8 protein-coding genes are annotated in these 12,521 nt (G+C 67.6%); 2 read left to right on the plus strand and 6 right to left on the minus strand.

What is annotated here, in order from left to right:
- The first annotated feature begins 220 nt into the window (after positions 1-220).
- Entirely contained in the window at positions 221-4,009 is a 3,789-nt protein-coding gene (locus DR843_RS15110) for a Pls/PosA family non-ribosomal peptide synthetase (RefSeq protein WP_342767188.1), read from the plus strand.
- Positions 4,009-5,307, plus strand: a complete 1,299-nt coding sequence (locus DR843_RS15115) for a M1 family metallopeptidase (RefSeq protein WP_109689037.1) — start codon at positions 4,009-4,011, stop codon at positions 5,305-5,307. The genes DR843_RS15110 and DR843_RS15115 overlap by 1 nt, the downstream gene beginning before the upstream one ends.
- On the opposite strand, the gene DR843_RS15120 is transcribed toward DR843_RS15115, so the two are convergent.
- The 6 genes from DR843_RS15120 to DR843_RS15150 all read right to left on the minus strand — a co-directional run bounded on the left by DR843_RS15120 (position 5,302) and on the right by DR843_RS15150 (position 12,416).
- A complete protein-coding gene (locus DR843_RS15120) occupies positions 5,302-5,697 on the minus strand; it encodes a type II toxin-antitoxin system VapC family toxin (RefSeq protein ID WP_109687124.1) in 396 nt (131 codons plus the stop codon). The genes DR843_RS15115 and DR843_RS15120 overlap by 6 nt on opposite strands.
- Positions 5,694-5,945, minus strand: coding sequence for a type II toxin-antitoxin system VapB family antitoxin (locus DR843_RS15125; protein ID WP_109687126.1), 252 nt, complete (start codon positions 5,943-5,945; stop codon positions 5,694-5,696). The genes DR843_RS15120 and DR843_RS15125 overlap by 4 nt, the downstream gene beginning before the upstream one ends.
- Before the next feature lie 57 nt (positions 5,946-6,002).
- Positions 6,003-6,845, minus strand: a complete 843-nt coding sequence (locus tag DR843_RS15130; protein ID WP_109687128.1) for a dolichyl-phosphate beta-glucosyltransferase — start codon at positions 6,843-6,845, stop codon at positions 6,003-6,005.
- 17 nt (positions 6,846-6,862) lie between these two features.
- Complete coding sequence (locus DR843_RS15135; RefSeq protein WP_109687130.1) at positions 6,863-9,016, minus strand: glycosyltransferase family 39 protein; 2,154 nt, start codon at positions 9,014-9,016, stop codon at positions 6,863-6,865.
- Between the two features lie 796 nt (positions 9,017-9,812).
- On the minus strand, positions 9,813-11,483 hold the full coding sequence (locus DR843_RS15145) for a 4Fe-4S binding protein (RefSeq protein WP_109687134.1): 1,671 nt from the start codon (positions 11,481-11,483) through the stop codon (positions 9,813-9,815).
- A gap of 27 nt (positions 11,484-11,510) precedes the next feature.
- Positions 11,511-12,416, minus strand: coding sequence for an AurF N-oxygenase family protein (locus DR843_RS15150; RefSeq protein ID WP_109687136.1), 906 nt, complete (start codon positions 12,414-12,416; stop codon positions 11,511-11,513).
- Positions 12,417-12,521: the final 105 nt, after the last annotated feature.

Consider the following 12,521-nt stretch of genomic DNA (forward strand, 5'->3'; position numbering starts at 1 on the left):
CCGTTCTGGGAGCAATCGAGGATGTGGGAGCCGTTTGCCCAGCAAACGGCTCCCACATCCTGAATCCCTCCCGAATCAGCGACGCTGACCTGCCCGCTTCGCGGACCCTGCGGCATCAGCGGGGGCAGCGGTGAAAGACTGGAGTCGCTGCCGCCGTACGACGCCAGGAGGATCGCGTGACCCTTCGCCGGGGGATTTGGCCCCACCGCCGCGGACGCTGGTGGACATCTTCACCGAGACCGCCGCCGAGTGCCCCGACTCCCCCGCGATCGACAGCGGCAACACGGTCCTGACCTACGCCGAGCTCCTCGAAACCGCCTCTGCGCTGGCCGAACAACTCGCCCAGGCAGGTATCGGCCCCGGCGACCGCATCGGCATCCGGATCAACTCCGGAACCACCGACCTCTACATCGCCATCATCGGCACCCTGCTGGCCGGCGCGGCGTACGTCCCGGTGGACGCCGATGACCCGGACGAGCGGGCCGTCACCGTCTTCGGCGAGGCAGGGGTCGCCGCCACCCTCACCGAAGACCTCGCGCTCACTGTCCTGCGGACCGCCGACGCAAGACCCGAAGTGCTCGCCCCTGCCGTCGAGGACGACGCCTGGATCATCTTCACCTCCGGCTCGACCGGCCTGCCCAAGGGTGTCGCCGTCTCGCATCGCAACGCCGCCGCCTTCGTCGACGCCGAATCCCGCCTCTTCCTGCAGGGCCACCCGATCGGCACCGACGACCGGGTCATGGCCGGTTTGTCCGTCGCCTTCGACGCCAGTTGCGAGGAGATGTGGCTGGCCTGGCGGTACGGCGCGTGCCTGGTCCCAGCGCCCCGCTCCTTGGTGCGTAGCGGCATGGACCTCGGCCCCTGGTTGGTCGCCAACGACATCACCGTCGTCTCCACGGTCCCGACGTTGCTGGCGCTGTGGCCCGCGCAGGCCCTGGACAAGGTGCGCCTGCTGATCCTCGGCGGCGAGGCCTGCCCACCCGAACTCGGCGCCCGCTACGCGACCGCCACCCGGGAGATCTGGAACACCTACGGCCCCACCGAGGCGACCGTCGTCGCGTGCGCCGCGCAGTTGACCGCCGAGGGGCCGGTCCGGATCGGCCTGCCTTTGGACGGCTGGGATCTGGAAGCCGTTGACGCACAGGGGCATCCGGTGCCCGAGCACGAGTCCGGTGAGTTGATCATCGGCGGTGTCGGCCTGGCGCGCTACCTCGATCCAGCCAAGGACGCTGAGAAGTACGCCGCGATGCCGACCCTGGGTTGGGATCGCGCCTACCGCTCAGGTGACGTCGTCATCAAAGACGAAGCCGGACTGCTCTTCGCCGGTCGCGCCGACGACCAGATCAAACTCGGTGGCCGCCGCATCGAACTGGGCGAGGTCGATGCGGCGCTCACCGCGCTGCCCGGAGTCGCCGGCGGTGCGGCCGCAGTCCGACAGACCGACGCCGGCGCGAAGATCCTGGTCGGATACATCACCGTCGCAGGCGATTTCGACCTCTCGGCCGCGATGGCCCGGTTGCGTGCCGAACTACCCGCGACCATGGTCCCGCGGTTGGCGCAGGTCGACACGCTACCCACTCGCACCTCCGGCAAGATCGACCGGGACGCGCTCCCCTGGCCGGTCGCAACCCTGCGCGCCGAGTCCGACGGCACCGCTGAACTGACTCCCTCCCAGCAACAGGTCGCCGACCAGTGGCTGGAAGTGCTGGGTGCTGTCGTCGGCTCACCCAGCGACGATTTCTTCGACCTCGGCGGCGGTTCCCTGTCCGCGGCGCAGATCGTCTCCCGGCTGCGGGAGACCTACCCCGAGATCACCGTCGCCGACGTCTACGACTACCCCACCGTGGAATCGCTTGCCACCCGGCTCGATTCGATGTCCGCGAGCGCACAGCTGCGCAGCAAACCCGTGCGACCAACTCCCCTGAAGTCGCAGGCCGGGCAGCAACTCGCCCTCTTCGGGACCCGTTGGCTGGCCGGACTGCGCTGGGCCGCCTGGCTGCTGCTCGGCTGCTGGCTGGTCGCCGGCCACGTGCCGATCGACGTACCCCGACCCTCCGGCTGGCTCGTCCTGGTGATGTGGGCACTCTTCCTGACCCCCCTCGGCCGGATGGCGATGGCGGTCGGACTGATCCGCATCGTGCTGCTCGGAGTGAAGCCGGGCAACTATCCGCGCGGCGGTAAGGTCCATCTGCGGCTGTGGCTGGCCGAGCGGATCGCCGACGAGACCGGCGCCACCAAACTGTCCGGTGCCCCGTGGATGCTCTGGTACGCAAGGGCGTTGGGCGCCCGGATCGGTCGCGATGCCGACCTGCACTCCATCCCGCCAGTCACCGGCATGCTGCACGTCGGCCGTGGTGCCTCGATTGAGCCAGAGGTCGACCTGTCCGGTCATTGGATGGACGGCGACCGCATCCACATCGGTCAGGTCACCGTGCGCCGTGATGCACGGGTCGGCACCCGCTCGATGCTGGTCCCCGGGTGCGACGTCGGTCGACGCAGCGAAATCGCCCCAGGATCAGGCGTTTTCGGGACGGTGCCGGCTGATCAGGCCTGGAGTGGCGCACCCGCCCGCCGGTCGGGCAAAGCGCGCGGTTCGTGGTCCGACGAGCATCCACCACACCGCCCGCTGTGGTCCATCGCGTACGGCGTCCTGGCCATCGTCATCAGCCTCCTGCCCGTCGTGGCAACGGTCGCGGGCCTTGGCGTCGCGATCGCGGTGGTCGGGGATCGCTCGCTGGCGGCGATGGCGGTCCCCGCGCTGCTGGCCGGTGGCCTGACCGGCATCATCGTGTTGGCCCTGCTGATCTGGCTGCTCGTCCGTTTCCTCGGCACCGGCGTCGCACCCGGCCACCACCCGGTGCACTCCTGGCACGCGCTGGCCGCCTGGGGCACGCTGCGCACGATGGACGAAGCCCGCGGCTGGCTCTTCCCGATCTACTCCAGCGCCCTCACTCCCTCCTGGCTGCGCGCGCTCGGCGCGAAGATCGGCGACGAGGTCGAAGCCTCCACCGTGCTGATGATCCCGAAGCTGGTAACCGTGCGGGAGCGCGCGTTCCTGGCCGACGACACGCTGATCGGCCCCTACGAACTCGGCGGCGGCTGGTTGCGCACCGAGAAGTCCCGGGTCGGCAAGCGGGCCTTCGTCGGGAACTCGGGGATGACCGCCCCGGGGCGCAAGGTGCCCAAGGAGGGGCTGGTCGCCGTACTCTCGGCTGCTCCCGGACGCAAGGAACACGCCTCGTCCGGCACGTCCTGGATCGGCAGCCCGCCCATGCAATTGCGCCGGCACGCCGACGAAGGTGACTCCTCCCGCACCTACGCACCGGCCACCCGCCTGAAGGTCGCGCGATCACTGGTCGAGGTGTGCCGGATCGTGCCGTGGCTGCTGGCCTTCGCGTTGGCCGCAGGCGTCGCGCTGGGGGCATGGGCAGTGCAGCAGCACCTTGGCTGGGCGTGGGCGGTCGTCCTGCTCGGCCCACTGCTCATGGTGGGCGGACTGGTCGCGGCCGCACTCGCCGTACTGGCCAAATGGTTGCTGATCGGCAAGGTGCGGGCCGGCGAGCACCCACTGTGGAGTTCCTTCGTGTGGCGCAACGAACTGGCCGACACGTTCGTGGAGATGCTGGCCGCGCCTTGGCTGGCCCGCTGCGTCGCGGGCACCCCGGTGCTGAACCTGTGGTTGCGCGCGATGGGTTCGCGGATCGGGCGCGGCGTGTGGTGCGAGACCTACTGGTTGCCGGAGACCGATCTGATCCGGCTCGGGGCAGGTGCCAGCGTGGGCCGGGGGTGCGTCGTGCAGACCCATCTCTTCCACGACCGGGTCCTGTCACTGGACACCGTCGAACTCGCCGAAGGCGCGACACTCGGCCCCCACGGGGTGATCCTGCCCGCCGCGCGGCTGGGTCGGCACGCTACGGTCGGTCCGGTGTCATTGGTCATGCGTGGGGAATCCGTCCCGGACAAAACCCGTTGGGTCGGCAACCCGATCGGCCCGTGGGCGGAGGACTGATGCCGTCGGCTGATCCCTACCTGCCGGGTCACGGCGACACGACGTACGACGTCACCAGATACGACCTGGACCTCGACTACGCCATCGAGAACAACCACCTGTCCGGTCGCGCCACCCTCACCATCCGCGCCCTGCAGGACAACCTGCGCGGCCTGACGCTCGATCTGCACGCACTCAAGGTCGTGAAGATCACCGGGGTGAAGTTGGAGCGGCATCGGCACGACGGCAACCGATTGCGGTTGCGGTTGTCCTCGCCGCTTCGGGTGGATGATCGGGTCACGTTCACGGTCGCCTATCGCGGCGTGCCCAGCGTCGTGCGCGACAAGGTCGGCGAAGCGGGCTGGGAGGAACTCGAGGACGGCGTCCTGGTCGCCGGGCAGCCCGGCGGGGCACCGAGTTGGTTCCCGTGCAACGACCGGGCCAGCAACAAAGCGCCCTACCGGATCAACGTCACCTGCAACTCGGCGTACTTCGTGGTCGCCAACGGCTCACGCACCGGGGTGCGCCGGCACGGCTCGAAGACGACATGGAGTTACGTGCAGACCGAGCCGATGGCGCCCTACCTGGCGACGGTGCAGATCGGCCGGTACGTCGAGCACGAGGTCACCGGCGGACCCACCCGGACGTACGCCGTGGTGCCGCCTGCGCTGCGGACCCGGTTCGACCGGGCGTTCGCCGACCAGACCGCGATGATGCAACTGTTCACCCGGTGCTTCGGGCCGTACCCGTTCCCCTCGTATCGCATTGTGGTGACGGACGATTCACTGGAGATCCCGCTCGAGGCGCAGTCGTTGTCCATCTTCGGATCGAACCTGCTGGATCGCCGGTGGGACAGCCAGCGGCTGATCGCGCACGAGTTGGCGCATCAGTGGTTCGGCAATGCGGTGACTCTGGCGCGGTTGCAGGACATCTGGTTGCACGAGGGTTTCGCGTGCTACAGCGAGTGGCTGTGGTCCCAGGAATGCGGCCACGGCTCGACCCAGGACCAGGCGGCGCTGCACTGGAAACAGTTGTCCGGCAAGACTCCTCGGCACCTGCTGGCCGCCCCCGGGCCGGAGCAGGTCTTCGATGACTGGGTCTACAAACGCGGGGCGTTGACGGTGCACGCGATCCGCGCGGCCATCGGCGACGAGTCGTTCTTCGCGCTGCTGGCCGGCTGGATCGACCGGTTCAAGGGCAGCAACGCCACGACGCAGGAGTTCGTGGAGTTCGCGCAGACCTTCACCGGGCACCCGGTCGGACGCATCGTGGAGCCGTGGCTCTACGAATTGCCGCTGCCGCCGCTGCCGAGGCTATAGCGGAGCTACGCGAACGTCGGTGTGGCTGAAGTCGTCGCCGACGAAGAGCAGTGGCTCGTCTCGCTCGACGGCCAGCGCGTAGGCGAAGCAGTCTCCGAAGTTGAGCTGGGCGGGGTGCCCGGTGCCCTTGCCGAAGTCTCGATAGGCAGCGCGGGCGATATTGGCCTGCCGAACTGTCACATCCGTCACCTCAACCCGCCACGAACGAAGCAGGTTGTCTGCCCGCCTGGTACCCGCGGAACCCCCTCGGCGATCAACGACGATCCCGAGTTCAACGTACGTAGCTGCGGACATCAGCAGACTCGGCGCCGCCTCCACAGTTGCAACTATCCGCTCCCACCCAGCCTCGGCCTTGAGTACCGCAACGAGGGCTGAGGTATCAACGATCACGCCGGCAGACCGGTCTCGTCGTCATACAAGAAGTCGGTCGAGAGGTCCTGACCGGCATACATCGACTGCAGGTCGGCGATGAGTTCTTCAGCACGCCGCCGACGTGCCTCGGCCGATTGCTCAGCCTCCGTGCGCGCAAGGAACTCTTCCAGGGCGACCTCGATGACACCTGTCTGCGTGCGGCCAGTACGACGTGCCGCCTCTTTAGCGAGTTCGTGAACACGCTCGTTCTTGATGTTCAACCCCATAGGTAGAAGTCTACCTTCGACTTCTACCTATGGGGTTAAACGCTCCACCGGCAGCCGCTAGTGACCGACGGCCACCGGCAGTGTGGTGGGTGCGGCGGGCTGCACGGGCAGCAACCGGCCGCGTCCCATCGATCCGCGAATCTGGTTCAACGCGGGTCGCAACTGCGAGCGCGTCCGCAGCAACCGCCACACCCCGGCCAGGTCGTCCTTGACCGTCTGCGGGATGTCGACGCGACTGTCCGGGTCGTCGTACCAGTCGACCGGGACTTCGTGCGTGCGCAGGCCGGACCACTGCGCCAGCACCAGCATCTCGGTGTCGAAGAACCACGTGGTGTCCTTCACCAGCGGCAGCAACTCGCGGGCCACGTCGGCGCGGATCGCCTTGAAGCCGCACTGCGCGTCGGTGAACTGCACCCGCAGCACCGTGCGCAGCAACTGGTTGTAGCTGCGTGAGATGAACTCCCGCTTGGCTCCGCGCACGACGTTCGCACCCCGCGCCAACCGGCTGCCGATCGCGACATCGGAGTGACCCGACATCAGCGAGGCGACCAGCGGTGCGAGCGCATCCAGGTCCGTGGACAGGTCCACGTCCATGTACGCCAGCACCAACGCATCCGAGCCGAGCCAGGTCTGCTTCAGCGCCCTACCCCGGCCCTTCTGGTCCAGGTGCACCACGCGGACCCCGGGCAACTCGCGCTGCACCTGGTGGGCGATGTGCAAGGTCCCGTCCGTCGAAGCGTTGTCCGCGACCGTGATCCGGAAGGGATAGGCGAACTGCTCACTCAGGTACGCGTGCACCGTCCGGACGCTGTCGCTGAGCTGCTCCTGCTCGTTGTAGACCGGGATCACCACATCGAGCACGGTGACTCCGCTGCCCACTGAATTCGACTGTCGCTTCATCAGATTCACCTTCCGTATCAGGTGGTTGAGGTGCTCGACGAGCTTGTCGAGCTAGTCGACGTGGGCTGCGTCAGGTCGTAGAAGGTGGAACCACCGATGGTGACCTTCTTGAAGTTGGCGGCGACCCAGGAAGCGATCGAACTTCCGCTGCCGGAGCCGGCTCCCGTCGAGGATCCGTAGAAGTAGTGGATCTTGCCCTCGGCGACGTAGGCCTTGAACTGCGCCAGGGTCGGGCTCGGGTCGCTTCCGTTGAAGCCGCCGATCGCCATCACCGGGAGCTGCGTCGCCAGTTGCAGACCCGCAGCGTTCTGGCTGCCGATGGCTGCCGCTACCCAGGTGTACTTGCTGGCGTTCGCCTGCAGCGCAGCGACAACCTCAGTACTCGGAGTGGTCGAGTTGAGCAAACCGCCCATCCCGCCACCGCCCTGGGTGCCGGTGCCGCCACCGGTGCCACCCGTCGTACCACCGGGTCCTTGCTGGGTGCCGGTCCCGCCGCCGGGCGCCTGCCCCGTCGTACCGCCGGGGCCCTGCTGAGTCCCGGTGCCGCCGGTCGTGCCACCCGGTGCCTGGCCGCCGCCCATACCGCCGCGGCCACCACCCATGCCGCCGCCCATACCTCCGGTGCTGGGGCCAGCGGTCACGATCGAGCCGGTGTGCGCCTCGCTCACCGTCGTCACGCTGTACGCCGCGGGGCCGGCCAAGCCGGCAACCACCGCACCCGCGAGCACCAGCGGAATTGCCTTGCGGTGCAGCCAGTTCAGCGCCAGCATCAGGAAGGCGCTGGCCATGCCCACTGCGAGGACCCCGATCCGCAGCCAGTCGCCGTACTCCGTGGTGCGGCTCAGCAGGATGAAGGACCAGACAGCGGCCGCGGCCGTTGCCACCGCCAGCGTGATCGAGCCGATCGGGGACGTACGACGTTCCCAGGCTTCGACGGCGCCCATGCCGACCAAGGCGGCGATTGCCGGCGCCAACGCAACGGTGTAGTAGTCGTGGAAGATGCCCGCCATGAACGAGAACGTCAGTCCGGTGACGATCAGCCAGCCCCCGAAGATCAGGTAGGCGGCCCGTCTCAGGTCCGTGCGGGGCTTACGGCCGCGCAGGAAGAGCCCGACGCCCAGCAGCACCAGGGCCGTGGGGATCAACCACGAGATCTGTCCACCCGTGGAGTCACTGAACATCCGGAAGATGCCGGTCTCACCCCACATTCCGCCGCCGGTGCCACCACCACCGCCGCCGACCGAGCCGGTCTCGTTGCCGGACAACCGACCGAATCCGTTGTAGCCGAAGGTCAACGACAGGAACGAGTTGTCCTGACTGCCGCCGATGTACGGCCGCATGCTCGCCGGGGTGAGCTCAACGATGGCCACCCACCAACCGGCTGAGACGACCATTGCGGCGATACCCGCCAGGCTGCCGATGATCCGGCGGCGCAGCGTGGTGTTCGCGCACACGAGGAAGGCGATCCCGAGGAACGGCACAACCAGGAACACCTGCAACGTCTTGGTCAGGAAGCCGAAGCCGAGGAACACCCCGACCCAGACCATCCACTTGATCGAACCCTTCTCGATGGCGCGCATCGTGGCCCACGCGGCCAGCGTCATGAGCAGCACCAGCAAGGCGTCGGGGTTGTTGAAGCGGAACATCAGCACCGCGACGGGCGTCAACGCCATCACAGCACCGGCCAGCAGACCGGCCGCGGGGCCGAAGTATCGCTTCACGGTGGCGTAGAGGACGCCGACCGTCGCCACACCCATCAGCACCTGCGGCATCAGGATCGAGAAGGAGCTCAACCCGAACACGCGCACCGACAGCGCCATGATCCACAGCGCGGCCGGCGGTTTGTCGACGGTGATCGAGTTGGCAGCGTCGGAGGAACCAAAGAGGAAGGCCTCCCAGTTCGACGAACCTGCCTGCACCGCAGCGGAATAGAACGAGTTGGCCCAGCCGCTCGCGGTCAGGTTGATGAAGTAGAAGACGGCAGTGGCGGCGAGCAGCGCCAGCAGTGCGGGCCGGGCCCAACGGGGGTCTTCTTCAGGTCCGCGCACGAGGCGCGTCAGCCGGGAGGTCCGCGGGGTGGTCGGGTCAACGTCCACCTTCCGCGTCCAGAAGTGTGCGGACGCCGGGGCAGCCTGCTCGGTGCTGCGCAGCGTCGGGGTTGCGGTCTCCATGCCAACGACGGTGGCGGTCGAGTCTTTGGGATTCCTGTGACGGTCGTTATGGCCGCCGATGTGAGCCGTGACACCCGCAATTCCACTCTTTGCCGCGGGCTACGGGGACCACAGCAACACCACAGCTGGCCACGGTTACCTGGCCGCAAGAGCCCGTCCCCGAGTCGCGAGAGGATCGCCGATGAGCCAGCCGCAGTACCCTTCCACGCCCGAACCAACCCCCCAGCCCCAGCCGACCACCGGGCAGCCGACGTACGCCGCGCCGTACGTCCATCCCGACCCGAACGCTCCGCAGTACGCGGCCCAGTACCCCCAACCCGACCCGAACGCTCCGCAGTACGCGGCCCAGTACGTCCAACCCGACCCAAACGCTCCGCAGTACGCCGCGCAGTACGTCCCGCCGGCAGCCGGCGCACCGCAGGTAGCGACAACGGAGCCCGCGGGTGATGGTCGGGGTAGTCGGTGGTCGGGCAAGAAGACCGCCGTCGTGGCCGCGCTGGCCATCGGATTGTCAGCAACCGGCGCAATCGCGGCAGCCGCCGCCGTCCCCCAGGGCACGACGCAGAACCAGTTCGGTGGGCGTGGTGGCGGTGGCTTCGGTGGCGGCACCTTCCCGGGGGTGGCACCGGCGGTTTCGGCGGCAACCAGAACCAACAAGGTCAGTCCAACCAGAACGGCCAGTCCAACCAGAACGGCCAGTCGAACCAGAACGGTCAGTCCAACCAGAACGGCCAGATCGGACCGCAGAGCAACACCTGATCGCCGGGTGACCGTCGCGATTGTCGACGCACCCCCCTCAGCCGATCGGCGTACGGTCCCGTCGGGGCAACAGACGGGAGGCGGCCAGCAACTCATCGGTCGACACGAACTTCTCGCGGGGGCGACCCACCTTGCGGCCCGCTTTTTCCTCGCGGTCGAGCACGTGCAGTGCCCGGCGAGCGGTGACGACATCGGTGCGACCGTTGATCAGCCGCCGGAAGGCCAACCAGCCCATCGTCGGCTTCTTCAGCAGGCCCGCGTTGGCGTCTTCCAGCACCGCGTTGATGGTCGATTCGGAGTCAAGACGGTTCTTGCCGAGTCCACCGACCGCGCCACGCTTGGTCCACCCAACCAGGTAGACGCCGGGAATCGGCGTGCCGGTGCTCGGGTCGATGACCCGCCCGTCCTGCTGGGGGATGCGGTGGGTGACCTCGTCATAGGGCAGGCCGGGCTGCGGCAGCACTCGGAACCCATTGGCGAGAACGACGGTCGCCGCACCGATCGCAAACTCCTGCGGTGGCATCCCGTCGCCGGCGGCGGCGTCCTGGGTGCGCCGCAAACTGACTTGCCCCTGCACGACCTGCGCAATGGTCGTGTCGAAACCCAGCACGATGCGCTTGCCCGGCGCCGGAGGCGAGGTCAGATCGATCGGCACCACCGGCAGCGAGGCCAGCACCTGGTGCCGCACCTCGGTGAGCTCGGCGATCTCCTCGCGGATTCCGGGCCGGTCCTCGATCACGACGTCGCAGCGGGCGGTCTCCGGCAGCATCAGCAACTCCGGGCGGGTGAACGCGGCGAACTTCGGCGCCCGCCGCCCGAGCACCACGACCTCGCGAACCTTGCTGTGTCGCAACTGCTCCACGACACCGGCAGGCATGTCGGTGTTCGCCAGAGACTCGACCGGAGCCAGCAACGTCCGTGCGACGTCGAGGGCGACGTTGCCGTTGCCGATGACGACGACCCGCTCTCGATCCAGCGGCATCGCGAAGGGCGCAACCCCGGGCTCGCTCGGGCGGCCGTTGTACCAGCCGACAACATCGCCGGCGTGCACGACCGCCGGGTCCGCCTCGCCCACGAAGCCGACCGTGTTGGCTCCGCGCGCGCCGACTCCGTAGATGACGGCGTGGAAGCGCTGCCGCAACTCGGCCAGGCTGATGTCCTTGCCGACTTCCACATTGAAGTACGTCGAGGTGCGCGGGTGCGCGTACACCCAGCGGAAGGCACTGGCCATGGCTTTGGTGCTGCCGTGATCAGGGGCAACCCCCTCGCGCAGCAAACCGCCGGGAATCGGCAGACGCTCGAAGATCGCCACGTCGCAGGTGGTCGTGGTCAGCAGGTGCCGCGCGGTGTACGACGCAGCCGGCCCGGAGCCGACGATCGCGATCCGCAGTGGTTCGCCGTCGGTGTCCATCGAGTGGGTGAAGGACGGTGCGGTCCATGCGGTTTCATCGCGCGGCGTGTCATAGAACTGCGCATTGATGTCGATGAACCTGCGGGCGTCACCGCGCAGGATGTCGGCGGGAACGATCGCCTTGACCGGGCACGCGTCCGCGCACGCACCGCAGTCGATGCAGACCGCGGGATCGACGTACAGCGTGTCGGTGGTGCCGAAGTCCGGCTCGTCGGGTGTCGGGTGGATGCAGTTGACCGGGCACACGGAGACGCACGACGCGTCCGCGCAGCAGGACTGCGTGATAACGAAAGCCATGGGATTTTCTGTTCGGGCCAGTACGGATCAGAGCATGTGCACGGCGCGGTACCACGGCGTGCTAATCGGCGTGATCAACCGGCATTCGTTGAGGAAGTCCATCAAGTGAATGCAGGACAACCGCATGAGGTTCTGGTGATGGGTGTTGTGCTTCACCGCGTGCAGCGCTTCCTTGCGGTCCAGCCCGACGTTCTCGTAGACGTCCTTGCTGACCAGGTTCTTCACGATGACGAAGGCCACGATCGAGATCGCCTTCGCGGCGAGCATCTGCCGCGGCGCCCAGGTGCCTTCCATCCGCTCGCGGATCTCGTGCCGGGCGAAGCCCATGTGCCGGGCTTCCTCGACGACGTGGATCTTGCTGGTCGTGCGGACCTCGTCCAACACGTTCTCCCCGCGCATCCAGTCCCGCTGCATGACGTCGAGGATCTCCTCGGCGACCAGGATCGCGCCGTAGGCGTTCTCACCCCAGGCGACCGCCTTGAACCCGCGGGCCAATTCCTTGGACACCGGGTCGGGCGTGTAGTGCGGGATGCCCATCTTCTCGCAGGTCTTGGCGAACATCAGGGAGTGCCGGCACTCATCGGCGATCTCGGTCAGGGCGAAGCGGAACTCGTGACCGGCAGGCTCCTTGAGGTACTGATCACGGATGATCATCTGCTGCAGGATCATCTCGAACCAGATGCCGATCTGCATGATCGAGCCGACCTCGTGACGGGTCAGGTCGATCCGTTGCTGCTCGGACATCTTGTCCCACAGCGGTGTCCCGTACAGCGTGCTCCACTCCGGGTTCAAGCCGTACTTGGTGGGGTCCAGCGGCGCCGCCCAGTCGATCTCCTTGTCGGGGTCATAGGACAACTGCTCGCTGGAACTGAGCAGCCGGGCCAGGAAGTCGTCGTCGTCAATGGAGGTCCGGAACTCCGTAGCCAGTGACATGGGCTTCTCCTCGGATTCGAGATCGGTGCAGCGGAAGGATTGAGGCAGCGGTCCTCGTGACGTGAGTCACGTTTCTACCACTGTAGAAGATACGGATTGGTAACC

The sequence above is a fragment of the Branchiibius hedensis genome, assembly GCF_900108585.1.
Lineage (GTDB): Bacteria > Actinomycetota > Actinomycetes > Actinomycetales > Dermatophilaceae > Branchiibius > Branchiibius hedensis.

Bases quoted from the DNA above. Each gene is read 5' to 3' on its own strand.
- DR843_RS15115 (WP_109689037.1), top strand. From the start codon at position 4,009: ATGCCGTCGGCTGATCCCTACCTGCCGGGTCACGGCGACACGACGTAC.
- DR843_RS15125 (WP_109687126.1), bottom strand. From the start codon at position 5,945: ATGGGGTTGAACATCAAGAACGAGCGTGTTCACGAACTCGCTAAAGAG.
- DR843_RS15130 (WP_109687128.1), bottom strand. From the start codon at position 6,845: ATGAAGCGACAGTCGAATTCAGTGGGCAGCGGAGTCACCGTGCTCGAT.
- DR843_RS15135 (WP_109687130.1), bottom strand. From the start codon at position 9,016: ATGGAGACCGCAACCCCGACGCTGCGCAGCACCGAGCAGGCTGCCCCG.
- DR843_RS15145 (WP_109687134.1), bottom strand. From the start codon at position 11,483: ATGGCTTTCGTTATCACGCAGTCCTGCTGCGCGGACGCGTCGTGCGTC.
- DR843_RS15150 (WP_109687136.1), bottom strand. From the start codon at position 12,416: ATGTCACTGGCTACGGAGTTCCGGACCTCCATTGACGACGACGACTTC.